This window comes from Flavobacterium granuli (assembly GCF_031456055.1).
GTDB lineage: Bacteria > Bacteroidota > Bacteroidia > Flavobacteriales > Flavobacteriaceae > Flavobacterium > Flavobacterium granuli_A.
The window spans coordinates 14,323-40,949 of the sequence record NZ_JAVDTX010000006.1; the positions used below are offsets into that span (position 1 = coordinate 14,323).

Sequence of the window (26,627 nt, forward strand, 5' to 3'; positions counted from 1 at the left end):
TTAATTAAACTATCTTTGCAAAAGATTAAATCTGCTATCTGCAGTCTTTAATCTAAAAATAAAAATGGGGTCGACTGGTTTTGACAGCAAGTCGAATTGAAAAGTAAGCACGTCGAGAACTGGGACAATTCTCGTAAATAAAAGGTCTCAAACATTTTACACGGCGAAGGAAACTACGCTCTTGCTGCATAATCTGAATTATAGTAAGATTAGCCTCGTCCTACCAGGTAGGAAAGCAGGATTCATCTCGAAAGCTTTGGTTTATAGCGGTCGATTAAGGTGAATCGTAAATTTAAACCTAGATTTCCACAAGCTTCGGGTGGGTTTCGAAACTAAAGAAGCTAAGCAAAGAGCGGTTGTTCCTGACCTAACTCCAAGTCGAAAATCTATTCAGGAAATAAGCGTGTAGAAAGCTCTTTAGTTGCTTGTTTGGACCCGGGTTCGATTCCCGGCGATTCCACAAAAAGCCTTGTAATCAATTGATCTACAAGGCTTTTTATTTTTAGTTGCCGTTTTAGTTGCCGTTTCGAGTGTTGATAACTTTTAAGTTGTGATAATTAGAAACTAAGTTTAGTAGTTTCTTTTCGGTTAAAAGTTAATTCTTGAAAAATTGTAATATGCTTAATCTTGATATTTAAAAAGCATTCTATAATAATTTAAAGATATTTTTATAGTAATTAATGTCAAAGTATACGCAATTAATTATAAGTCCTTAAAAAGATTTTAGCAACACCTTCTATATAATTTTCTTTTAAAGCCTTTATTATTTCTAATTTTAATTTATCACTCTTTCCAAATGCTTTTCTATAAAAATCAGTATTAAAATATAAAATCCAATATAAATTAAATTTAGAATAATCAAATCCTTCAATATTCATAAGCCAATCATAATAATCTTTATCAAATGCTTTAGATGAGAGTGATCTGATTTCTGGTGTAAACTCTAAATCAAACTTGAACATTAAATTTATTACCTTATCCAAATGGTAGTTTTTTAACTCTTTTCTTCCGCTTAAAAATTCATGTCCTGTTTGCTTTTTTGTATAGTCGGGAGTTAATTTTAAATATTTTTCAAAAAGTTCTTTCTCATAATCTAATACACTATGAATTGAAAAAAGATAATATAATTGTTCATTAAAAGTTTCATCTAACTTAGATTTTAACTGTTTTTTCAGTAGGTTTTTAGTTTCTGCAGTTAAATCATTTATTACAAAAATTAAATCTAAGAATTGTTCTCTGTTACAAAAATCATCAGCCCTGAATTCATTAATCTGCAATATCTCTTTTAATGCGTTTTCTTTAACTTGCGCTCCTTCAAGTTTTTCCAAATATTGCTCTATTGCTAGCGTAAAGACATGACTATACCGCAAATCATCCAAAACAAGTAATGAGATTATTTTCTTCAGATTAAAAATGCTTACTTCATTACTATTATTCAAATAATCATATAGAAAATCATAATTTCCAAAATGAGATTCACCTAATATTTCGAGTAAAGCTAAATATTTTCCGAGGAGTAAATTTTTTTGATCATTAGAAATATTAATTATACCTATTATTGTCAAATAATTTGAGGTAATCTGAATGATTTTATTATTATGCTTATAATTTTCATTCTTATAATTTTCAATAATTATTTGTGCAGAATTCATTAAGTTATCAATGTAATCATGTAGGCGATCATATGTAATATCACTATATTGAATATCTAAAGATTTCAATCCGTATTTCCTTAATAAGTGTTTTATATGTTTTGGTTCGGCATGAAAAAGCCACATATCAATAATTGTGAAGCCAAAATGATCATATTTATTAGAAGCAGGATTATTAATAGAATAAAGTGCAAAAATCCCTTCTAAAGATTTATTTACTAATACTTCAAAGTCTCTATATTCATTATATATTAATAGATTGTATTCAATGAAATTATATGTTCTTAAAAAACCGACAATCAAATTCCTTGCTTGGCTATTCCTTGAACTTCCACCAAATTGATCACTATACCATAACTTTTGAATCTCTGACAATTTAGAATCAATATCCCATAGAGCACCATCAATAAATTTCTTTTCTTTTATTAGTTTAAAAATATCAAGGAAATATTCAGGCACTAGAATCTCATCAAGATCAAAAGTAAAATCTTCTAAGTCCTTTAGTATTTCATTCCTGTTATCACCAAAATAATCCCATGAAATCATTTTTTTTAATTGAAGTAAATTGAACTTGGCAATTATATGAAATCCAGGAAATTTGCTAATATTTATTTCCGCAATGATTTCTTTATATTCTATATATGATTTCTCTAAATCAGCAATTAGGTAGTAAGTGTAAGCCTTTCGTAATCTAAATTCTATATTTTTAGAATCAATTTGCGACTTTAAGAGTTCCCTTGTCTTCTTGAAATTTAATTTACTATAAGAGCATCTCTCACAATTACATTCATTAGAAATATATAGGTTATGTACACATATTCTCATTTCAGCTTTAACTGATTTACCACGCCATGTTACATGAGTAATCCAATTAACTGAGAAAAAATTTAAAATTTTTTCAAGTTTATTTTGTAAATCATCAACATCAAAATAATTAACACTCTTATTTTTTAAATTACATATACCTTCCCTAATTTCTAAATTACTAACAAAGTCATAAAAAACTTCATTATCTGTTAAAAGAGTTTCTCCTAATAAATATCCACTAGAACCTTTAAAAATATTCAATTCATTTATTACGGATATTGGTAAGACATTTATACCTTCAAATGAGTCAATAACTTTACAAAGGCCTTCTACAATGTTTAATTCTGATATGTTTTCATTAATTTGGTTATAATTAGCTTTTAAAATGAGTTTTGTTCTCCTTTTATGTAATTGATTTCTTTGTGAATTCTCTAAGTCAGAAAAAAATCTCTCAAAATTTCCTTCATTTAAAATATTATTCAATGGTATTTTAACTTGCAGTGTTTTTTTTCCTTTTTTAGCTTGTTCAATAATTTTACCATTTAATTCAATATCAATTTGCACAGCATACCAATAAATAATTTCAGTTGTAATATCACACACCATGAAAATTAACGGCTCAGATAGTTGATGATAAAAATAATTCGCATGTCGTAGTGACATTTGAAATGAAAATGAATTCTCATCTTTCAGAGGTTTTGGCTTTTTATTCATTCCTTTACTCTGGATTAGAAAAAGCATTTCTCTTCTGTGATCTTTAGCTTTGTTTAGAACTTCCATGTAGATGTCGGTACCCCAATCCTGACTTGAATTAGTTTCATTTTCTAAAAGCTCCAAATCTTTTAAAAGAAATAAATTTCTAAGCTTGCTCCTAATCTTAGCATTTGCTTCTTTTTCGATATGGTTTTTACTTACTTTAGTCTGATTTTTTGAAGTCATAATTTATCTATTTGTAAGCCGTCATGATCAAAATCAGGAAAACTAGTTTTAAATATGGATGTTTTTTTGTTCAAATGACTCTAATTTTTTGAAAATCTATTAGTTTTAGTTGTATTTAAACACCATCATTAATCCAAGGAAGCCTCTCTATTTTAGAACTTGTGGCAAGGTTTTCAGAACAACGATTATAAATTTTGTCTTTAAAGTTTAATATTTTAAGCAAAGACATTTCAATATACCAAATGCAAAGTTCAAGCGCCTCTCGCTTTGCGTTAATATCTATATTATTTAGTTTTGTTCTTTTTTCTTCTTGTGAATGCACAATAGCATTTCTTATTTGAACAACAGCTTCAGGAGCATCATTTAATTTTTCAGATTTTAAAAATTTTTGCAATGATGTAAATCTATTTGGAACATTATAATTAATATTTAATTGAGAAATGAGTAAACGTATTTTATTAGAAGCATTTATATTTTCGGAGTCCTTCCCAACTAAGAGTTTTTTATTTTCTACCACATACCAATTGTACAATAACTCTAAAGCAGTTTGAGCCATTATAAGTGACCCTTCAATGAATCCGCTACCTTTGTTACATTCCATGTACCAATGAATTGCAGTATTTAAAACATCTTTATCATTTTCATTTTTCCATTTATCACTGAATGTTTTCCAAAGTTCATTAAAACCTTCAATAGATTGTGAATTAGTCCAACTTGATAATTTGTCATAAGAATCTACATTGTAATTCGAATAATCTACCCAGAGAGTATTTTCTTCATAAACACCATGTATGAATAATGCAGAAGTACGTCTACCATTTAAAAAACATAGAAAAATATTTAAGCAATGAAGAATCTCTTTAGAGTTTTGAAATGTTAATGTACCTTTTTTTGCTTTTAATTCTCCCGAATATAAAATTAAATAACCTCCATTATCATTAAGTAATTCAACTGATTTTTTGTAATCAAAACATTTATCGATAATAATTGAATACTTATCATTCTCTAAAACGATCCTGTTTTTATATGTTTTTTTTGTAGTTTCTGTAATACTTTTCACTATATTGCCTGAAAAATCTCGAAAATTTGGAATGCAAAATTTCAATTTATCAACAGGTATTGTTTCGTCTCCAAATACAGAATTAAAATGAAATTTGCCTTTAATTGTAATTTCGTTTCCAATGCTGAAGTTGCTTATAAAACCTTTGCCTAACGTATTTCCATTGCAAACAACATCAAAAGATCTAATTGTATCAACAAGACTTATTATCTGTTCAGAATTTTCTATCAGATTACCATAAAAAATAGCTCCCTTATGTGGAAGCCATTTATATTCAATATTTCCAATAATTTTGATTTCTTCCTTATCATCTATTAAACTAAATTCTCCTTCGAATATTTTTATTGGTTGATTAGTAATTTCCATCTGAATAGGAGACTCTAAAATATCATCGAATGTATTTATTAATTCTAAAAATCGATTACTCATGATTAAATATTTATTGAAATTTTATTAATTTCATTAGTTACAGAACTGTATCTTATTTGTTTAACTTATAATTTGGCAACCAGTGCAATATAAAAAACGAGTTAGATTATTTTATTTTTTTATATTGAAAGTTAATAATAATAATTCTTACTAATTGAGTTGGAGTAATAATATTGATCTTGTATTTTCTTTTCATCTTATTTAATCGTTTTTTATCAATAAATAATTATACTAACCTTGAAACAATTGTTATCTTTGAATTTTATTAGTTTTTAGTTCAGCTGAACAATAATAAGCCTTGACAATTATTTTAAACTACAAATTCTCTTAAACGTTGCAACAAAACATTGCAGCTTTTAAGAGAATTTGTTGCATTAAGGAAAAAAGGTGTAAGTGTTTTTAGGTTGCTGTGTGCAACCCGTTGCAGGCAGTGTTAGGACAATTTCACAGTACCTTTTATGACTGTATAGCAAGCTTGTTTGTGCTTGTTTCTTAGTGCTGTTTAAATTAAAATATAATTTACGATTATATACATCCGTATGGAACATAATGCCTTAAACGGTCTCGTTTGTAGTATTGTTTATCGAGTCGTTCTTTGCCTTGGAAGCTTTCAAGGTTGTACCTTTCTTTTTCTCTCTGGCAGTTAGTGAGGCCTTTTGATTGGGGTGCTTCTCGGTCTTTATTGCAAGGCTCTTTGTGACTAAGTCCAAGGCTATCTCATAAGTAAGCCCCCCAATAGATATACTATCCGCTTCCCTAACACATCTTTCAATTGCTTTTTCCAAATTTATTTGGAACGTGTATTTATAAGGCGTGTTTAAGTTTTTGCTTTTCTTAAGGAGACTTTCAGTATCTAGGCCATTTTTTATAAGAAACAAGGCTAGTAAATTATTATATTTTTGATATGCTCTTATTTTCAATGTTTCCATGTGTTCTGGAGTCAATGAAGACAAACCAGCTTCTCTTCTTTTTGAATAGGCTCTCTTTCTTCCGTCTGCTAATGATTTTTTCTTTGCTTCGTGGTCAATCCAACTTGCTTCATTTGCTTTTTTTGCAGCTTCTTTACTAGATAATTTCATAATTTTGCTCTTATAATATTTGTACTAAAATAATAAACACCCTAAACAATGAACAATTTAGGGGATTTACACAACAAATTCAAATTCAAATTTTTATTTACTTCTTGTTAAAGTCTTGTCTTCTTTTGCCTTGAAATAAATGTAATATTTCATCTATATTGAAACGTCTGGAGTGCTGTCCAATATGATTTTTAAATTCAAAGTACTTGGACAGTGAATAGTCATTTTTAGTAGTTCCTAAGAAAGAATTGAGCTTTGTGTTTAGGTTGTCCAATACTATTTTAGCTTTCTCAAATTCTAAAAACAGCTCTATCTCAGTAGAATTCGTTAAATAAACATTATGCCTTTCTATGATTATTTTCTTTGAAAGTTCACTAATAAAATATCCATTTCCTTCTTCAAAACTAAACATTGAAAAATCAAAATACCTTCCTATTTGGTCTAAAATTGAGTTTACCTCTCTTTTGAACTCATTTATTACCGGCTGTATATCGTTTATCCTAGAAGCTATAATATGCTTGTTTGTTGTATTAGTAGCAGCACAATCAGCAAGGACACAGTTTTCTAATTGCTTACCTGCTGTTTCGCCTCTATCTAACAATAAAGATAGGGCTGTTTTTTCGTTCAACTCACCAATATCCAAATCTTCATATACATTTTGCAATTGGTTTAACACTTCTATGTGTGATTCTAAAATTCTAATTTCTTTTTCGGCTGCTGCCTGGTCTTCACTAATTAATTTTTGATTTTTCATCTTTTGTAATTTAAAGTTTAAAGTCAAAAGCAGCTTCTGCCTCTTTCTCGGTTGGGGTTTTGGTTCTTGATTCCTCTACTCTTTGGCGTTCTTGTCTTACACCTTCTTGGACTGCCTCGTTATAGAGTTCTGGAAATCTTTGTTTCAATTCATTTAAATTCATTGGTTTGATATTTAATGTCTCACGACGGTTATAGTCGGAAATAGTCCGATTTATTTTTATCCAAATATTCGGATTTCTTTGTTGTGAATAAATTTTAGTAGCCTTTATTTACGCTACACAATCCATCTTCTTTGAGGTTATATACTATCCCTTTGGACTGTATATTTAAAGGGTACAAAAGGATAGGATTTAATATTTCGATCTTATTGTTCATAATGTCAGTTATTTTAGATTGATTCATATCTGAATATCTACAGGCCATTTCTTTTAGTTTCCGCTTATGGTAAGTAAAATTTTTAACCTGATTATTAGCTATTAACATTGTCCAGTAGCACGGATTTTTATAGTTTAGAACCGCTTTAATATCTGCTTTTTTTACTAAAGGGTACAAACGGATAGGATTTTCAAAAAACAATACATTTTCCCATTCATTTATTAAATCAATCTTGAAGTTTTTCAGGCCATAATCAATTAATTCTTTCAAACTAAAAATTCCCCTTTTGTTGAGTGATTCCATTTTTAAATACTTTATCTCCAACCTTAAAATTTCTTCTTTAATATCAAATCCTTTTGCATAGTTTAATTTCTTATTATACAATTTAATGATATGCCTAGAGTGTTGAACTTGCTTGAATTTCCCTTCATTTGAATTGTATTTATATTCAAAAGGTTTTGTTTTATGCATAAAGCAATTATCTAAAATCTCATTTGTTGGAATTGGCGGCTCAATGTTAATTCCTATCTCTAAACACTTCAAAATACAATTGGCTGGATCTATTCCGAATTTTGCATTTAAGTCCTGCAAAACGAATAAAATGGCTTCCAAATTAAAATCATTGTAATTATGTTTTCCGCCATTCCAGTACTTGTGCAAGCTCCCTGAAAGAGTTACCAATCCACTATCAAATATTTTAAATTCAAGGCTTTTATACTCGGCTTTCTTGCATGGCGTGACTTTATTCCCTGCCTTGTTGACTGTTTTTATCTCTCCAGTTATCAAATTCACTTTATCGTAAAAATCCAAAAGCTTGTTTGCTTCCAAAACAGAAGGGGGCAAATCCTTAATTATTACTTTTATGAAATCAATCATTATTTTGCCGTTATTTCTATTCTGTTTTTACTTTGTAATATGCTCTTTTGACTGATTTAAGAGAAGGGAAAGTATTTGCATAGATTTCTACTCTTAATCAAAATTGATTGATTAAAAAAGATTGTTTAACGTTTGTATTTAAGGGATTTTACTTCTTCCAATCCTTTCTCGAATTGAGATTGTCGTATTAGGATTTTACGACCTATTCTCTCGGCTTGAATTTTACCTTCCGATATATAATTGCGGATAGATAATTCTGAAACTCCAGCATAATCTGCTAGTTCTTTTACAGAAAATATTTTTTCAGTTTCTTCTTTGGGACTGTGTTTGATATCTAGCAATAAATTTTCAATATTGCTTAATCGTTGGTCGATTGTTTCAAATGGATTGCTGCTCATAACTTTGTCTATTTATTTTTGACAAAGATATATGTAGGTAGTTTTTAATTTATTGATTTTTAATTGTATAGACTTGTATGCAAGTTAATACAAGTTTACAAGTGATAAGTAGTTATAAAGTTGCTTTTTTATGCTTATCAATCAACGGTTTCAGTTTTGCTCTAATAATTTCAATATTTGCAGAATAATGTGTTTTTTCTCTTTCTGAATGTTTATAAAGATCATTTAATCCAGTTCTAGATCCGATCTCTCTGTCAAAATACTTTTTACAAACTTCGTAGAATGCTTTAAATTTTCTATCTCCTATTAAGAAAATCTTTTCTTCCTTCAAAAGTTCAATCATAATTTTAAAATCAATCCCACTTTCAGTATTAAAAACTTTTTTTAAATCCTTTGCAAATATGTCTTTATCTGATACGTTGAATATAAAATCATTAAATGTTAAATCAATTTTTCTTTTTGTGTTTTCTGTTTTAAGCCCTCTATTTATATACTGCGGAAAATCTTTTAGTTTATGTTCCAAATATTCAATCAAAATTAAACGGTCAGTAAAAAATCGTTCCAATTGGTATTTATTAAAAGTATATTCAGAGTTGTTAAGAAACTCATCTGAATAAGTTTTATAATGTTCAATTTGTAGTTCAATAAATCTTTTCTCTGTATTGCTTTTATATTCCCCTAAATAATTGGATAGAAGCAAAGAATATATTTCTTTGTATCTGTCAAGAGTAGGAAAATCTATTTCTGCGTTTGCGTTAGCTTTTACAATATTATCCATTTCAGCTTTTTATCTTTTATTATACTATTTTCTTCAAAGGAATTTCAACATTAAAAACCTCATCCATTGCCTCTTTTTTCTCATCATCATTGACTTGGTAATATTGATTCAATGTTTTCATGTCGTTGTGACCAGTTATAGAAGCAATAAGCTTATCGCTTTTACCTTGTCTTTTCATCATAGTAATGAACGTCCTGCGGGCTGTGTGGGTGCTTATTCGGTCATAGAAAAATATATCCTCTTTTATGTTTTCCTTTCCTTTGGTAGTAACTTTTTGCACCTTATGGGTGTACTCCATTTCTTGAAAACAATCTTTAATATACTTGTTTTGCTTTTGGTTCGCAATAAGAGGTAATTTATAATCGTACTTCAATAAAATGTATCTGGATAAGCTTGTCAATGGGATTTCCCTAGCTTCTTTTGTTTCGTCTTTGTCCTCTTTCAAAACGATATAATTATCATTTACATTACTTCTTTTTATCAAAGACAATTCCCCAAATCGCATACCGGTAACACAAGCGAACACGAAAACATCTCTCACACGCTCCAAACTTTCAGTTTTAAATTTGTGTTGCATCAATTTATTGAGATCGTCAATAGTTAGTGCAATCTGATTCGTGATAACTTTTGGCACTTTCTTAAAGCCAATAAAAGCAGTATTGAAGGTATATTTCTTTTCAACGGACCAATACATAAAAGACTTGAACAAAGTTAAGTTTCTTGCATAGGTATTATTAATGTGCTTTAAATCTCCCATACAATAAGCAGTAAATTCATTGTGAAACGTTTTGTTTATCCGGCTGTATGTAAGTTTATACTTTTTTGCTTTTTCAAAGTTTTCAAGTATATTCTTAATATTGTCATACCTCAAAACTGTTGCCTTTGCCCATACTTGCGCTTTTTTCTTTTCTGTCATAAACTCATCAAAAGCATCAAAAAAAACATTTTTGCCCGAAACTGTCTTTTTGAATTGTTCATCAAATACTTTTTTTAAAGTAGTTGAGGTTAAAGTTTCGTCAATCCTTTTATAAAGGCTATCCGTTTCAATAAGTAAATCAGAATAGCGGTTTAATTGCTGTTTGATTGTTTCTGCTGTCTTTGCTTTTTTGGAACCGGAAACAAACGGAAACTTGCTTTCCTTATCCCAATGTTTTGGAAGTATAGTTTCTCCTGTTGAATAAACGAATTTTTTATTCTCCTCCTTAAAACTACAAGTAAACAGGATTAATGTTTCTTTATCGGAATTGGGTTCTTTGAGTTTAAAAGTGTACTTCATTTTGAGTTTTTTTTAGGTCAAAAATCGTTGCCGTTTTCGTTGCCGTTTTTGGTAAAAAAAATAGCCAGTTGCCGTTTTCGTTGCCGTTTTTGTTATAATTAGTTATAATTACTTTGTGATAACAAATATAAACATTCCTTTGTTTATAAGGCTTTTGTAGAGATAAATATTAATTAACAACAAAATAAAATATAAGAAGTTCAAGAACCGGCGATTCCACAAAGTCCGAAAATCGTTGATTTTCGGACTTTTTTTATGTCTAAATCCCAGTAAAATAAAGACCTAACAATAATTCATTCCTTGTCGAAGAATCAGCGGATAAAGATGCAGCCATTGCGTAAATTATTTTCATCAAGTAAAGCACTGATATTCAAATACTTATTTTCTTATCTGAATTATTTAACATTTTACATAAGCAACCATTACAACGCCGCGACATCTTCATATAAACTAACAATTAATAATTATTTAAAATGAAGAACTTTAGATTAAAATCAGTTTTGGCAGTGGTACTTTTAGCAGCTACATTTGTTTCATGCAACAATGATGACGATGAACAAGTAAACAGTTCAACAACAAGAGCTGCATCGGTAACCGAAATTAAAGGACCGGCAACAGGAAAGGTAGACGCTGAACTCAGTTATGATGTAACTTTTGTTGCAGACAACGCTTGTGCAGAATTCGATAATATCAGCCCTACAACAATTGGTAAAGAAAAAGGACTGCAGGTTGAAGTAAAGTACCCATCAGAGATATGCACAATGCAGGTGCCAGCCCCTAAAATAACTGTTTACAAAATCAAACCAACTGCAAAAGGAACTTTTGAACTTAAATTCAGAAAATCAGAAACTGAATTCGTGACTCAAAAAGTAGTGATAGAGTAATACTTTTCAGCTTCTGTCTTTAGACTATTAAAACCATTTTACAAATGTTTGCTTTTAAACTGCTGTAAAATGGTTTTTTCATATACTGTATCGAACGAAACTTACGGTCAACTCCTGATATATTTACGAAATAGCTTAACTTTTTTTCTCCTTTTTGTTAGCATATCCATATAAACAAGTGCACACTCCTGTAAGCGTTCGATTAAACAGACTTCTCTAAAAAAAACAGTCTGATGAACCCGTTATCTGACTCACAAAAATAATTAGTGTTTAATTATTTTTTTGGTAGTAAAAGATCCCTCTTCATTATACACTCTAATAAAATAAACCCCATTTGAATACGATGATAAATTGACACTTATAGCATCTGAATTAGCTTGTACTTCCTGAATTAAAACTCCTAATATGTTAAATATTTTTATGTGATCCATTGGCATGGAATTCTCAATAAATAATGTGTTTGACACCGGATTTGGATAGATTGTCAATGCTAAATTGGGGCTAAATGATTCATTTGCTAAAATAGCATTACTAGAAGCAATCCAATTCGTTCCTATGTTATTATCGGATGAAATATCCGTTAACTCAAGATAACTCCCTGTCCCATTAGCTGCGGTTGGCCAAGGTGCTGTACCAGAATATTCAACTGCATCTATAACGGTTCCATAAGAATCTGCTAAAACAATTTTTTGGGAAGTATTCGATAAGTTTCTACTGTACTGCCCAAAAGCAGCAAAACCATACTTTGCTTTAAAAGCAGTCAGATTACTGGTCAGATAAATAGTTTCCTTTGCTGCTATGGTCGAGTTGAAAGGAAATTGATAGCAAAGTCCCAATTGACTTAAATAAACTCCTGAAAGATTTACAGATTCTAAACCAGTATTTTGTATGGCCATAAATTCTATATCATTGCTTGGAAACTGCGCAGAAGTTGCTGGATTGTAATTCAATTTTGTAATTACCAAAGGAGGTGTGTCAATATTAGAACACTCTGAATAAGAACCTGCATGGGCTGTTATCCAATTAATTCGCGCTGCTAAAAAAGTCTTAATTCTACTCACGTCTGCAGTGTGATCTCCCAATGTTCCCCATCTTTGCTGCTCTCTGGGAATAGCTTCGCTAATGTAAGCCAGTGTACTGTCTATAAAAGAATTCAGAATATCATAGTTCAGTGGCTTTCCCGTTGCAGTCACTTCATTCCATCTTCTCGAAAAATAACATATAAAATCGCCGTTATCAAATAATCCGGCCCAAAACCAAGGCCCAGTTTTACTTCCATTGTCAAATTGCCACTTATCTACATCGCTGCCAGAGGTAAAAGTACTCCCATAGGCAAGATTAAAATCCCAAACCGGTCCGGCTCTTAATTTACCGCCTTTGTCTTTGTGAAAGTAAGTACTGTATTGATAAACATCAGCATTTGAAGCCAATTCATTTACCAACATAAAATCAACAAAGGAAGGGACATCTATAACGGTTTGATAACCGCTCTCCAAATCAGAATTATAGAGATTATCATTAAATCTATCAAATTCTCCTTTTATATATGCTGTCTGTTCAGCAGTAGCATTTTCGGGTTTCGGTAATTCATGGATAAAATTAGTCTCCTCCATCACCCATGTGGCAGTTGTACCTGGATCAGGCCTATCGGCTTTTGTGATGTAACCACCGCTTAGATTTGGCAGACTTGTATCTGTTTTTTCAATCTTCGTCACATTTACGCGATTCTCATTTGATTTTATTTTCTCCTGAAAAACATACAAACCTATGTAATCACCATTTAAAACGACCTCACAATACTGCGTTCTACTGGCGTAATTGCCTAACTTTCTAGACATGTCATACGAAAGGTAATCTCTAATCAATGAGGGATCAAAGGCTAAGGAATTTAATATCCAATCATTCTCCGTGGGCATTCCTAAAATACTCACATTATTATTAGATGTACCGTTTGCTTTTACTGTGGTTAAACCATACGGTTTTTTGGGTAGTTCCTGCGAAGATGAACCGCGCAATTCAATCCCGATTCTTCCATTATAATTTAAAAATTCAACCGTATTTTCATCGGTAAGATAATTTCTGCTTCCATCTGGCCTTTTGATAATTTTCATAGTAGCCAAAACTTTAGGATCATCTACTATTTTAAATGGTAAAGTTGTGCTAGGATCTATGTCAGTATTAATAATAATAATTGGCAGGTTGCTGTCGGTAAACACTACCTGTGAGAATCCCTTTAAAGGTGAAAACAGCACAAAGGCTAAAATAATTTTGAAAACAACAAAAAACTTAACAGAGTAGATTTTTTTCATAAGATTTTTTATATAAATTTAAGGAGAACTGTATGGCCTTGATAGTGCTAAAAATTGATTTTTTATTACTTCATTAAATTGTTTTGAAAGATTATACTTTCGTATTCTAAACTGTCAGCGTATGATAATTTTATTTTCATTTATCTAATTAAATATATAATTCACAACTCATTTCTTCTGAAAACCTGTCCTCGTCATTTCACCCCAGCGATGAGATCCTTTAATTTTTTCCACATACCCAACTAAGGCAGCATAAACCACGATCAAATGAAAATAGAAAGGTTCAACCAAAACGCCTACAAACAATTTTAAAAAATCATTAATTTTGGAATATTTATGATACGTTCGTTCCTCAGTGTATAATGCAAAAATGGAGAGCATAACCGCAAAGCAATAAACAATCAGCAGCATCAATAAGGCAAACTTCCAGCTTATCATTCCCATAAAGGCAAAAATAATAGTCACCATAATACCTGAAAACTCAATAAACGGTGCCAGGAACTCAAATAAAAACCAATAAGGCATACTTAGCATTCCCATAAGCTTGTATTTTGGATTTAGAAACATTTTCCTGTGTATCCATAAAGTCTCAATAGTGCCCCTCATCCATCGGCTGCGCTGTCTTTTGAAAACTCCAAAAGTTTCTGGAGCTTCTGTCCAACACAATGGGTCTGGTATAAAGCTCACCGTGTAAGGCAAATTGTGCTCAAACATGTATCGACGCATCCTTACAACAAGTTCCATATCTTCGCCAACAGTCTTGGTATTGTAACCTCCTGCCAACAGTACTATTTCTTTGTCGAAAGCACCAAAAGCACCACTGATAAGCAACAAACCGTCCAGCCGCTCCCAAGCCATTCTGCCCAAAAGGAAAGCTCTCAGATATTCTAAAACCTGAATACGCGGTAACATTTTGTCGGGGATGGAAATATCTTTCAAACGACCGTCTTCAATTACGCATTGGTTAGCTATTCTTACCACGCCGCCTGTTGCGATTACTCTTTTATCTGTCAATTCCAAAAAAGGTTTGGCTAGTTTCAACAATGCATCTTTATCCAATACGCAATCTACATCTATACAGACTGTGTAGGGAAAGGAGGAAACATTCATACCTACATTCAAAGCATCGGCCTTACCTCCGTTTTCCTTATCGACAACTAGAAGTTTTTTGAAAGCATTGTTTCTTGATTTGTAGATCGCCTTTACATTTTTTGTTGGAATTTTTGTTTCGTATGCCAAATCGAACGGAACTAGATCGTATTTACCGATTAAAACCTCCATTGAATTGTCTTTACTTCCGTCATTGACGACAATAACTTCATAATTATTATAATTCAAAGACAGCAGCGATTTCACATTTTCTTCAATGGTAACTGCCTCATTATAGGCGGGTGCTATAAGCGAAAGCTGTGGAGCAAATTCACTCGATAAAAGCACGTCATAGTTGACAAAACTATTTTTTTTAAGGTACTTTTTAAGTTGCCCAAAAGACAAATAGGCTAAATAAATATAGGTAGCAAAAATCAAAACCGCATATACGAACAGAATGTCCTGATACGAATCTGCAAGGGACTCCAATATGCTGATTTTAAATATCATGGTTTTGTTTACTTTAATTTAAAAGAATTTCAGCAACATTATCGGCTTCATTTTTAAGAGTTGCTTTTTTAGTCTGATCGACAAACTCAAGCACCAGAGGCCGGAAATTTGATAATCGAAAAGATTGGATAATCTTAAGTCCCAAACTGACAATGGTATCATTTTCTGAAGTCAACAGCAGCTCAATTCCGTTGACATTATCTATATCACCAAGTTTCAAAGCATCTATGATATTCAATTGTGTCCAAACATCTATATGGTGAATGTATTTTGAAAGTTGGATGATTCCATTTGTTCCATCCAATTTTATACAGGCATTTATGGCTGTAATGGCAACAGTTTGATTATCACTAACCGTTAAACTCGCCAATTCATCAAATACCTCAGAAACATTCATTTCGGACAACTCTTTTATTCCCTTGCATTTTACTTCCCATTTACTGCTTCTGAATTTTGCATAAGAATCTTGAATCAAATCAGATTCGAAATAAAACTTCTTCAATTTGCCTGCATAAGCTCCCCCATAGTTTTCATGCAGGTTCATGATTGAAACTATCATTTGTTCTCTTAAAATTTTGTCCAAAAACAAAATTTTATTTTCCGAATTATTCTTTATTGTTTCATAATCCACATCTACAAAAAGAACAGACATCAGTATATCTTCAATAACCGGATTATACTTAGCTTTCAATTGCTCAATCCTAATTTTCTTATAACGACTGTAAATTGTTAGAGAAAAAATAAAAATAGATAGAACAATAAACGAAATCGTTAAATACAAAAGAGTAGATTCTATTTCCATATAATTTTTTCCCATTCAATTTTAGTTATTAAAATAATCTAATCTATTAAACAGATGTTACCGCTCTTGCATTTGCTCCCAACAACTTTTTAATCCTAACAAGCAGTACTTGAGGACTTACTGGCTTTGGAATAAACTCGTTGGCACCAATTTCAAAAGCATCCAACTCTGTTTGCTCCACGTTAATGCTCGTAAAAATAATAATGGGAGTATCACGCAAAAGTTCGGTTCTCACATGATTTGCGATTTCCAATCCACTGGCTCCCGGCATATTGATGTCAGTTAGGATTATATCATATTCCTTTTCAGAGATTGCGTCTAGCGCTTCTTTTCCGTTAGAAAATTGATCCACCTCAAATCCATTAGCCTGCAGAAAAAATGACAAAGACTTCCTTAACAATTCGTTGTCTTCAGATAAAGAGATTTTCATATTTAAGTATTTTTTTATTTATAAAATTTTGGTAATAGTTACTAAGACACTAAGTCTCTCAGATCTTAGTAACTTAGAAACTCAGAAGCTTAGAAACTTGTTTATTTTTATACAGCTAACAACTGCATATTCTGCATACTACGAACAACTGACAGTATCCCTTTTTTTAATTGTGCAAATGCATCCTTTATTTCGTTAATGGACATTGTGGATATTGCTTCGTTTTCAATAAATCTTGCCTGCTCCAACTCTTCCTCTAGGCAAAACATAGACAAAGACGATTTCATATGATGTGCCATTTCTTTGACAGCAGGGAAATTGGCGGCCAAAATAGCCTGCTCAAGCGTATCGAGATCAGAAGGCATGCTATTTATAAAAAGATCTATCATCTCGTTTTTAAATTGAATGTTTCCTCCTGAAAAATCTTCTAAATAAGACATATCAATTTCTCTGGCAGTATTTTCCAAAGATTCTTTTTTTGTTTTTTTTGTGAATTTTTCAATCAGTTCTAAAAACTCAATCTGTTTGAAAGGTTTTACCAGATAAGCATCCATTCCCACTTCAAGACATTTCTCTTTCTCACTTGCATCCGAATTGGCCGTCATGGCAATAATTGGAATATCCAGTTTTAATTCCTCCCTAATTTCAGTTACAGCCTGCAAGCCATCTTTAATAGGCATTTGCAGATCCATTAGTATGATATTGTAGCTTTTTTTCAGAAGAAAATCAATTCCTTCTTGACCATTGCAGGCAATATCCAAGTTAAAACCAGATTTACGGGCTATATTTTTAACAAGATTCTGGTTTAACATATTGTCCTCACACATTAAGATAGAAATTTCTTCAGCTTTGTTTTCTGAGACCGCAGGTAAAACAACAATTGGCTTAGCCACATTGTGCTCCTCGCTCGGCAAAACCACTGCCGACGTAGGAACGGCGTTCACTTTCTTTCCTGTGTATTCCTCAATTAGTTTTAGCAGTTCAGCCTGTTTGAAAGGCTTGGCCAAGTATGCATTCATTCCCTTTTCCAAACATTTCTGTTTTTCGCCTACAAGGGAATTTGCCGTTACTGCAATAATTGGCGTATCCAGTTTCAATACCCCACGAATTTCAACAGTTGCTTGGTGTCCGTCTTTAACTGGCATTTGAAGATCCATCAGTATGACATCGTAGGTTTTCTGCGAAAGTAAATCAATTCCTTCCTGACCGTTGTTGGCAATATCCAAATCAAAACCGTATTTGCTCATAATATTTTTAATCAGATTCTGATTCAATATATTATCCTCACACATCAAAATGGAAATTTTTTCCGAGTTGTTTTCAATTACAGAATTTACAGTAATTGGAGTAGAAACAATTGGATTGGAAACAACTGGAATAGAAACAGCAGATGTCTCAATTATCGTGATATTTTCCTTCTGAAAATCCAATGTAAAGTGAAACAAGGATCCTTTATCCACCTGGCTAGTCACCTGAATTTCTCCATGCATCAATTCGACTATTTGTTTCACTATGTTCAAACCTAAGCCTGCTCCTCCAAATTTTCGAGTCGAGCTTTCTTCAGCCTGCCTGAAACGTTCGAAAATAGTATCGATTTTATCCTCCGGGATTCCTATACCAGTGTCTTTTACTGTGAATTTAATTCTGTATTTTTCGTTTGTCTCTTCAAGCAATTTTGCCGAAATAATAACTTCACCCTTACTGGTAAACTTAAGAGCATTTGATGTAAGGTAAGACACGATCTGATTCAGCCTTGCTTGATCACCCACAATACTTTCAGGTAGTTCTGCATCCAGGAACAGATTAAGTTCCAAATTGCTTTCTGTAGCCTGTTTTTTAAATTGGCTATACACTTGTTTTAAACTGCTTTTCAAATCGAAAGGACTTAACTCCATAACAAGACTTCCAGTCTCTATTTTTGACAAATCCATAATATCATTAACAATAGACGACAAATTACTTCCGGCAGTCTGAATATTAGCCACAAATTCATGCTGTGAAGCATCCAATTCGGTTTGAGACAAAAGCTCAGAATAGCCAATTAAAGAGTTTAGAGGAGTCCTTAATTCATGACTCATATTGGCCAAAAAGACATCTTTCACTGAATTGGCTCTTTCTGCCTCTTCCTTGGCGGTTATCAATTCTTTCTCATATTCTATTTGTTCGGTAATATCCCTGTTTACTCCAGCCAATCTATAAGGATTACCTAAAGCGTCTGTATATTTTTTGAATGTTGTATGTATCCATCGTACCGCTCCATCGTTAGGCCTGATAATTTTATAGGACAATTCCATATTGTCTCCATCATTCAAGAATTCTTGAAAACGGGTAGCCACTTCTTCTACAGAGTCAGAATGTATGAGCCCAATCCAGGAAACTAATGATTTATCGAAATCTTCATGGATTCCGAAGATTTCATCATTAATTCCTGTTGAAGTGAACATTTCGTCTGCAACAAAATACTCATAGCTTCCAATATGGCCAATTCTTTGCGCTTCTCTTAAAATCTGTTCACTTTTTGCCAAACGCTCTTCGGCAATTTTACTTTCGGTAATATCACGATTTACCCCAGCAATTCTATAAGGATTTCCAGAACTGTCTGTAAATACTTTGCCTATTGACTCCAACCATCGTTCTGCACCGTCACTGTGTCTGATAATTTTGTATTTGATGTGCATACCCTCTTTGCTGGCAATGACTTTTTGAAAAGTCCGTTTCATTTCATCTTTAAAGTCTGGATGCATCAATTTATACCAACCTTCCATATCTCTGACGAAATTCTCATCTATTCCAAAGATTTCATTCGCAACCTCTGATGCCTTCCAGACTCCATCTGTCAAATTGACTTCATAGCTTCCAATTCGACCAATTCTTTGCGCTTCTTTTAATTCCTGCTCACTTTTTGCCAATCGCTCTTCGGAAATTTTACTTTGAGTAATGTCATGGATTATCCCAGCTCTTTTGTAAGGTTTTCCAGATTCGTCTCTGTATATTTGACCAATAACGTTAACCCATACTACAGTTCCATCGTTAGGTCTGATAATTTTGTAAATGAGGTCTACTGTGTCATTATTTGCATTCGCCTCATGAAAAGACTGTATTATTTGATCCTTATCTTCAGGATCAAATAAATTAAGCCATCCAGCTATGGATTTATCATAACTATCGTCTATACCAAAGATTTCATCGGTAATTTTTGAAGATTGAAAGATTTTTTTTGACATATCAAACTCATAGGTTCCAATACGGCCGATTCTTTGTGCCTCCCTCAGAGATTCTTCACTATTAGCCAAACGCTCTTCAGAAATTTTCCGCTCGGTAATATCATGGACTACTCCAGCTCTTTTGATAGGTTTCCCGGATTCGTCTCTGTATATTTTACCGATTGCATTGATCCATCGTTCGGCCCCGTCATTGGGCCTGACAATTCTGTAAATAAGATCTATATTTTCTTCATTTAAGTTTGTGTCTTGAAAAGACTTTATTATTTTATCCTTTTCTTCCGGATCGAAAAAATTAAGCCAGCCATCTATAGTATTATCATAATCACCACCAATACCAAAAATTTCTTGGCCAACTTCTGATATTTTCCAAACTCCTTCTGCCAAATTAAATTCATAAGTTCCTATACGACCGATTCTTTGTGCTTCTCTCAAAGACTGCTCGCTGTTTTCAAGTCGTTCTTCAGCAATTTTACCTTCAGTAATGTCTTGAATGATACCCGTCAGTCTACAAGGTGTTCCAGAATTGTCATAATACAGCTTGCCATGTCCGTGAACCCATCTTTCGGCGCCATCACTTATTCGGCAAATTTTGTATTTTTTGTCAAATTTCTTTTTTTTGCCAATAACTTCATTGGTCAAATAGTCAGCCATAAGGTCTCTCCATTCCGGATGAATGATTAATACCCAAGCATCTAAGGTTTTTTCATAATCTGAATCAATTCCAAAAATTCTATTCATACCCTCCGAAGCCTGCCAAATTCCAGTTTCCAGATTCAGATCATAGGTTCCTATATTTCCGGTTTCTTGTGCTTCCAGTAAGAACTGCTCACTTTTTTCTAATTGTTCTTTGCTGTTTATACTTTCGGTAATATCCCGAGTTACACCAACCACTTTATATGGATTCCCTGAATCGTCTGAATACACTTCGCCTGTGGAATGAATCCATCGTTCAGCTTTATCGGTCTGCCTGATAATTTTGTATTGATTATCAAGTACTTTTTTATTAATTATAGCATCTTGAAAATTCTCATATGCAATCTCCCGAAAATCTGGATGAGTAAGCTCGAGCCAATTAGCTACATTCTTTTCCAAACTATCGCCTATTCCGAGAATTTCATCATTAATTTTTGACGTTACGAAGGTCTCGTCTGCAACAAAATACTCAAAGTGTCCGATGTGGGCGATTCTTTGTGCTTCTCTCAAAATCAGCTCGCTTTTTTCCAAACGTTGCTCGGCAATTTTACGTTGGGTAATGTCAGAGGTATGTGCCAGATGGACTTTTTTTCCATTTAATACCATTGGCACGCTAGAGGTTTCCATCCATCTTTTGGTTCCTTTGAGCCCCTGAATTTCAAATTGCAGTTTTGCCGGAGTTCCGCCTATTACTTTCTTGTGTAATTCTCCGTAAGCTTTTTTATGTTCGGGCAAAATCAAATCGACCACGCATGCACCTTGTACCTGCTCCAGGAAGTCGGCTTCGATCATTTCTAATCCTGCCGGATTCATCATTATAAGATTCCCTTTTCCATCCAGAATTTTAACGCATTCGGGTTGTTTATTGAGCATGATACTCAGAAGATTCTCAGACTCATTGAGTTTATCATCTGACAGCATACGGCTAGCCGTGTAATTTCTGGCAGAACCAAGGGCGCCTATGGGATTATTGTCTTCATCAAAAATCATTTTCATGTTGACCAGAATATAAAGAGGAGATCCGTCTTTGGCTTTGAATTGCAATTCGTAATTATGAATTTCCCCTTTATTTTTTTTTACTGCTTCATAAACAGTAGCTCTGTCCTCTAAATTATAATACAGATTTTGAATGGGTGTACCAATAAGTTCTTCCCTAGTGTATCCAAAATGAGTAAAAATATTCGGACTCATATCCTGAATAATACCGGAAGCATCTAATCGATAAGAAATTTCACGTATGCTGTCAAAAATATCTATTGTCTCTCTTTTCATATCTCCCTTAATTTTGAGAATTTTCTTTTCTTTTTTTAGTTTATGTTTTAAATGCTTTTGTCTCAATTAAAACTATGAAACAAGTTGTTTAGCAGGAATATTAAAACGGAAAATCGTTCCTTCTCCTACTTTGCTTTCTACCCAAATTTTTCCTCCGTGCCTTTCGACAAATTCTTTACAGAGCACTATCCCTAATCCTGTACTTGGTTCATTATCGGTACCAAGTCTGTTGCTTTTAATCTCTGAATTAAACAAGTCTTTAACCATTTGCTCATTCATACCGATACCTGTATCGGAAATCTGGATCTCAACATTCTGCTTGGTATCGATTTGCGTGATTACGTCAACTTTACCTCCTCTTGGAGTAAATTTTATGGCATTGGAAATAAGATTCCTTAAGACTGTTTGTAGTAAGTTATCATCGGCATACACAGTCAAATCCTCTTTAACATCCGCAAAAATTTCAATATTCTTTTTATACGCATTTTCACTCAGTACTCCTATAGCCTGTCCTATGGCTTGAGAAAGCTCAATAACTTGCGGATTAAATTCCACCAATCCCTTTTCAGATTTGGACCAATCCAATAAACCTTCCAACAAACTAAACAAGCCATTGGCCGAATCCCGCATGATTACCACCGATTCCATAATTTGTTCTTTATCCATGGAATTTCCTTCTTCTGCAAGAAATTCAGTTAAGGCATGGAAACCGCCTAGCGAACCTCGCAAATCATGTGCAATAATGGAATAGAATTGGTCTTTTTGAATATTAAGCTTCTCTATCTCTGTTTTTTTCTCTTCCAATGCAATGTTCATTCTCTTTTGATAAGAAAGTCTACGTACATACATTATCTGCAATAGAATTACAAACAATATTAAGGCTGAACCATAACCCAGCAACCTTGATTTTTTATCACTTACAAGCTTATCCATTCTGGCAGACCGCTCCCGTTTCAAACTAAGAACAAATTCTTCTTTCTGATTTGCTAAAATTTTGTTGCCCAACATAAAAGCATTGAACGAACATTCATCGGCAAGTATTGGATCGTTAAGAGCTTTGGCAACTTTATACAATTCGATATAGCTTTTTCTCTTGAATCCCAAATTATTCAACTTTCCGAAAATGGCTATTCCTTGCCGAAAATGAGAAACAGCTTGATTTAGATATGCTCTCTTGGCTGAACCATCGGGCATTTCTGAAGCCATTAAAAACAACCCACTTCCGGAATGGCTCTCTGCCAGTGCTCTGATATAATTCTGATCATCCTTCAATATTGCTAATGCCTTTTTAAAAAACTCTTGACTCTCGGCATAACGCTTTAAATTATAACTGCCAATACCCAAATTGACTAAACTGGTGGCAATACCTATATTGTTTTTAAGTTTAGTATCCAATTCCAATGATAGTTTCGCATAATTCATAGCTTCAGCTAACTGGCCATTTCTTCTGTAAGCCATACTCATTTGATTCCAAATTCTCGAAATCATTATTTCAAAAGCTTCAGATTTGGCAATTTTTAAAGCTTTCTTATAACAGGCAATAGCTTCGACATTATTCCCCATCCGTGAAAACAGATTACCTATTCCAAATTCGGATACACAAATACCTTTTTTATCTTTGAGTTCCGAAAAAATACTATCAGCTTTATCAAAATATTCAAGAGCCCTGACATTATTCGACATCATCGAATAACAAAACCCCAAACTCTGATAGCCATAACCTAATCCCAAATCATAATCTATTTTCCGAGAAAGCTCGATTTCTTCACTAGCGTATTTAAAAGCCTTATCTGGATCATAGTTCGATAACTCATAGCTAAGGTCCTTCAATACCATCACCCTTTCTTTATCATCCTTAATCGTTTTGAGGCGTTTTTTGAGGGAGTCTATTATTTCGTTTTGAGCCCAAAAAGTATGGCAGCAGCAAAACAGAAGTAGTAAGAGAAATCTTTTTTTCATAACCATCACAGAAAATTTAGTTCATTTGAATTCAATAGTCTTTTACTAAAAACGCATGCTCTTTATTCATTTTTTTAAAGTTTTGGCACAAAATCAAGAACTGATATAAGCGCAAAACTATTTATTTCAATTAATTCTAGCCGTCAATTTGTGGGGGAATAAAAGACATACAAATATAAGGTAATCAAAGATTAAAAGTAAAAAAAATCGATTAAATACATTTAATTTAATTTTACATATTAATACACTTACAAAATAATAAATAAATTTTGAACTTAGATTACGTTAGCCTTAAGAAAGAAACAAGCTTTTTTACATAAACTAAAGTGTTGATTTTCAGGTAAAATTCATAAAAACAACTAACAAATGTCTTTCATAATTAAAAATCATTTTTTTAAAGAAAATATCAAACAAGATTTAGGCTAAGAAAAGGGATACTTATATTTTGTTCATTATTGTGGATAATGAGATAATAAGTCCAAGATTACAACATACCATAAACAACTAAATCTTTACTTTTACAGTATTAAAAAGTCAACTATGGAAAAGACATATTCACTTGTTATTCATCCTTCGGAATCTATCCTTGCTTTGGTGAAGTCCATGAAAGAACAATTGGCTGTTGAAGTGGGTTGGTTCAATAGCAAAAATTCTGTGGGGCACATTACAATCTGCGAATTCAAGGCAACCGAAAAGGGAATTGAGAATATCAAAAATCAAATTCTGAAAATATGCGATGCATTATCCCCAGTTGAAGTGTATCTAAATGAGTTTGGTTCCTTTCCAAAAAATGGTACTTTTTTCATAGCACCCGACAACGATTCCAAGAAAAGCTTAAAGCACATCATGAAACGATTTCATAAATCGCTTATCATTACAAATATGCTAAAAAGCGACAACCCACATCTCACAATAGCCCGAAGACTGAAACCCGAAAATCTTGTCAAAACCAATCTTATGTTCACCACAATAGACCTGAATTTCATTTGCAACAGCGTGGTTTTACGCGAATTCGACGAGAATGTAAAACAGTTTTTTGTAATCGATACTTTCGAATTTAAAGGAAATCCCGAACCTGAATCGATACAGGGAACGCTTTTTTAAGCGTCATTTAGAAATCTTCGATAAAAACTGCTATAAAATTGATTTATTCTTCAATCTGTCTGTCAATTCTCTGCGATACGTAATCCCAACTGGTAATTTTTCATTTTTAACAATGACAAAATCTTTTTCGGTGGTGTCAATTTTGTCCAGCGCAACAATATAGGATTTATGAATGCGCATAAAGCTTTTTTCCGGAAGACATTTTTCCAATTCGCTTGTGGTTATAGATGCCAGATAAGTCTTTTTTGTGGTGTGTAATTTCACGTAGTTTCCGAAACTCTGTGCAAACAAAAGCTGGTCCAATTCGATGTCAATAAAATATCCATCCACTTTTACACTCACTGAATTGATTGCAACTTCTTCCGCTTTAATTGCGTTTTCAGTTGAAAAAAACCGGTCGATAGCCTTTAGAAAACGAGGAAAATATATGGGTTTCAGCAAATAATCGATAACACCGTAATCATAGCTTTCGAGAGCAAATTCAGAATAAGCGGTGGTCAAAATAGTTTTGGGATGTGTCGGGATAATTTTTAGCAGTTCCATTCCTGAAATTTCGGGCATGTTGATATCCAAAAACATCAAATCAACTTTATTTTCCCTCAGGTAATCCATTGCTTCAATGCCATTATACCCCTGATAAACCAACTCCAATTGTGGATTTTGTTTGATGTAATTCGCCAGAACATAATGCGCTGCCGGCTCATCATCTACAATAATACACTTTTTGGGTTCTCTCATTATACTAACTTTTTGAGTTGCAGTTTCAAATCTACAATATACGTATTTTTATCGTCCTGAATATCCAATTTATAGTGCTCGCCGTAAATGAGATTCAAACGTTCGATAGTATTTTTTAAACCAATTTTTGTAGAAACCACGTCGGTTTTCTTCTTCGGGATCGAATTCACAGCATGCAGATGCAACAGGCCATTTTCGACCGTAATTATAATCCGTACAAAACACTTTTCGATAGCACAGGTCCCGTGTTTAAAAGCATTTTCGATAAAAGCGATCAACAGCATTGGCGACACTTTATACGCATTTTCATTGTCGATTTTGCAGTCATAGGTAATATCGCAACGATAGCCAACACGCTCTTTCTCCAGTTGCACGTAGCTGTTTATAAAATCAAGTTCGTCTTCAAGAGAGACACATTGTTTGCTGTTGCTTTCGAGCTGATACCGCATTAATTGCGACACTTTCATAATCAAATCTGGCGTTCTCTCCGGAAATTCCAAGCTGATTCCATAAAGTGTATTGAAGGTGTTGAATAAAAAATGAGGATTCAATTGCCCTTTCAGCGCATTGAGTTGCATTTGGTTGAACAGCAAAGTTTCATCTGTTTGTTTTTTATGAATTCGATAAAATTTAAAAACAATTATCGGACTCAAAATACAAACCAAAGTTCCCAAAACACTTGCCAATTGATACATATAACTTCGTTGATGCGAATTTTGATACAAGTGACATTTCGCAAACATATCTAAAGCCGTAATTTGATACAACACTATCGAAAATAGAAACACGGCTACTAGTGTGGAAACTATATAAGTCACTGGTTTTCTTCCTTTAAATAATATAGGCAGCAAAAAAAAACGGTTGAATTGGGCATGCCCATATAAAATGCAATAGAAAAAAATACCCATTAAAATGGAAACGAAAGAACTGAATAGCATCCAGTCATTTTTTAATGTATAAATCGTAAATGAAAAACCAACAACGGCAATTTCCTGCCACCATTTGTTGTCCATGATATTATCAAATTTCTTGTTCATTGCAAATACTTATAGTTTGCAAATTAACCACAAATATTTAGTTTTTATTTCCAATAAATGACAAATTCAATTGGTCATTTATAATCGCATTACATCATTTAAGGATACTTATATCGGTAAAAGTGAAATAATTTTGGTCGAAAATATTAGA

General features: G+C 32.7%; 19 protein-coding genes and 1 other RNA gene. 3 read left to right on the forward strand and 17 right to left on the reverse strand.

The features are described from left to right. Positions 1-66 precede the first annotated feature (66 nt). Positions 67-463, forward strand: a transfer-messenger RNA (tmRNA) gene (gene ssrA, locus J2W95_RS13015). A gap of 235 nt (positions 464-698) precedes the next feature. Here ssrA and J2W95_RS13020 read toward each other — a convergent pair. From J2W95_RS13020 to J2W95_RS13060, 9 genes are all read right to left on the reverse strand, one after another. Continuing rightward, positions 699-3,398, reverse strand: a complete 2,700-nt coding sequence (locus J2W95_RS13020) for a DUF4365 domain-containing protein (RefSeq protein WP_310007683.1) — start codon at positions 3,396-3,398, stop codon at positions 699-701. A 115-nt stretch (positions 3,399-3,513) separates the two neighbouring features. Then, complete coding sequence (locus J2W95_RS13025) at positions 3,514-4,887, reverse strand: YopA family protein (protein ID WP_310007686.1); 1,374 nt, start codon at positions 4,885-4,887, stop codon at positions 3,514-3,516. A gap of 554 nt (positions 4,888-5,441) precedes the next feature. Further along, entirely contained in the window at positions 5,442-5,966 is a 525-nt protein-coding gene (locus tag J2W95_RS13030; RefSeq protein ID WP_310007688.1) for an SPFH domain-containing protein, read from the reverse strand. 97 nt (positions 5,967-6,063) lie between these two features. After that, a complete protein-coding gene (locus J2W95_RS13035) occupies positions 6,064-6,720 on the reverse strand; it encodes a hypothetical protein (protein WP_310007689.1) in 657 nt (218 codons plus the stop codon). 10 nt (positions 6,721-6,730) lie between these two features. Continuing rightward, entirely contained in the window at positions 6,731-6,868 is a 138-nt protein-coding gene (locus J2W95_RS13040) for a hypothetical protein (RefSeq protein WP_310007691.1), read from the reverse strand. A gap of 109 nt (positions 6,869-6,977) precedes the next feature. Continuing rightward, positions 6,978-7,973, reverse strand: coding sequence for a hypothetical protein (locus J2W95_RS13045; protein WP_310007693.1), 996 nt, complete (start codon positions 7,971-7,973; stop codon positions 6,978-6,980). Between the two features lie 125 nt (positions 7,974-8,098). Beyond that, positions 8,099-8,371, reverse strand: coding sequence for a helix-turn-helix domain-containing protein (locus tag J2W95_RS13050; protein ID WP_310007696.1), 273 nt, complete (start codon positions 8,369-8,371; stop codon positions 8,099-8,101). A 112-nt stretch (positions 8,372-8,483) separates the two neighbouring features. Continuing rightward, positions 8,484-9,149, reverse strand: a complete 666-nt coding sequence (locus J2W95_RS13055) for a hypothetical protein (RefSeq protein WP_310007698.1) — start codon at positions 9,147-9,149, stop codon at positions 8,484-8,486. Between the two features lie 19 nt (positions 9,150-9,168). Next, on the reverse strand, positions 9,169-10,425 hold the full coding sequence (locus J2W95_RS13060; RefSeq protein ID WP_310007700.1) for a tyrosine-type recombinase/integrase: 1,257 nt from the start codon (positions 10,423-10,425) through the stop codon (positions 9,169-9,171). A gap of 473 nt (positions 10,426-10,898) precedes the next feature. On the opposite strand from J2W95_RS13060, the gene J2W95_RS13065 reads away from it, so the two are divergent. After that, positions 10,899-11,309, forward strand: coding sequence for a hypothetical protein (locus J2W95_RS13065; RefSeq protein WP_310007701.1), 411 nt, complete (start codon positions 10,899-10,901; stop codon positions 11,307-11,309). A 263-nt stretch (positions 11,310-11,572) separates the two neighbouring features. Here J2W95_RS13065 and J2W95_RS13070 read toward each other — a convergent pair whose 3' ends face one another. The 6 genes from J2W95_RS13070 to J2W95_RS13095 all read right to left on the reverse strand — a co-directional run bounded on the left by J2W95_RS13070 (position 11,573) and on the right by J2W95_RS13095 (position 23,597). Beyond that, positions 11,573-13,618 carry a CotH kinase family protein gene (locus J2W95_RS13070; protein ID WP_310007703.1) on the reverse strand — a complete coding sequence of 682 codons (2,046 nt, stop codon included), beginning with the start codon at positions 13,616-13,618 and terminating at the stop codon, positions 11,573-11,575. Between the two features lie 168 nt (positions 13,619-13,786). Continuing rightward, the gene (locus tag J2W95_RS13075; protein ID WP_310007705.1) at positions 13,787-15,217 is read right to left on the reverse strand and encodes a glycosyltransferase family 2 protein; all 1,431 of its coding nucleotides are present in this window, start codon (positions 15,215-15,217) and stop codon (positions 13,787-13,789) included. Between the two features lie 13 nt (positions 15,218-15,230). Continuing rightward, a complete protein-coding gene (locus J2W95_RS13080; protein ID WP_310007708.1) occupies positions 15,231-16,034 on the reverse strand; it encodes a hypothetical protein in 804 nt (267 codons plus the stop codon). A 31-nt stretch (positions 16,035-16,065) separates the two neighbouring features. Then, positions 16,066-16,449: a response regulator transcription factor gene (locus J2W95_RS13085; protein WP_310007709.1), complete on the reverse strand. Its 384-nt coding sequence runs from the start codon at positions 16,447-16,449 to the stop codon at positions 16,066-16,068. Between the two features lie 107 nt (positions 16,450-16,556). Continuing rightward, positions 16,557-21,638 (reverse strand): PAS domain-containing protein, encoded by a 5,082-nt coding sequence (locus J2W95_RS13090; protein WP_310007711.1) that lies wholly within the window; start codon positions 21,636-21,638, stop codon positions 16,557-16,559. Positions 21,639-21,710: 72 nt separating this feature from the next. Next, a complete protein-coding gene (locus J2W95_RS13095) occupies positions 21,711-23,597 on the reverse strand; it encodes a tetratricopeptide repeat-containing sensor histidine kinase (RefSeq protein WP_310007713.1) in 1,887 nt (628 codons plus the stop codon). A gap of 540 nt (positions 23,598-24,137) precedes the next feature. On the opposite strand from J2W95_RS13095, the gene J2W95_RS13100 reads away from it, so the two are divergent. Next, positions 24,138-24,701: a 2'-5' RNA ligase family protein gene (locus J2W95_RS13100; RefSeq protein ID WP_310007715.1), complete on the forward strand. Its 564-nt coding sequence runs from the start codon at positions 24,138-24,140 to the stop codon at positions 24,699-24,701. 30 nt (positions 24,702-24,731) lie between these two features. Here the strand turns inward: J2W95_RS13100 and J2W95_RS13105 are convergent, their stop codons facing one another. Both J2W95_RS13105 and J2W95_RS13110 read right to left on the reverse strand, forming a co-directional pair. Continuing rightward, complete coding sequence (locus tag J2W95_RS13105) at positions 24,732-25,439, reverse strand: LytR/AlgR family response regulator transcription factor (RefSeq protein ID WP_310007717.1); 708 nt, start codon at positions 25,437-25,439, stop codon at positions 24,732-24,734. Next, positions 25,439-26,476, reverse strand: coding sequence for a sensor histidine kinase (locus J2W95_RS13110; protein ID WP_310007719.1), 1,038 nt, complete (start codon positions 26,474-26,476; stop codon positions 25,439-25,441). Before J2W95_RS13110 ends, J2W95_RS13105 begins: the two co-directional genes overlap by 1 nt. Positions 26,477-26,627: the final 151 nt, after the last annotated feature.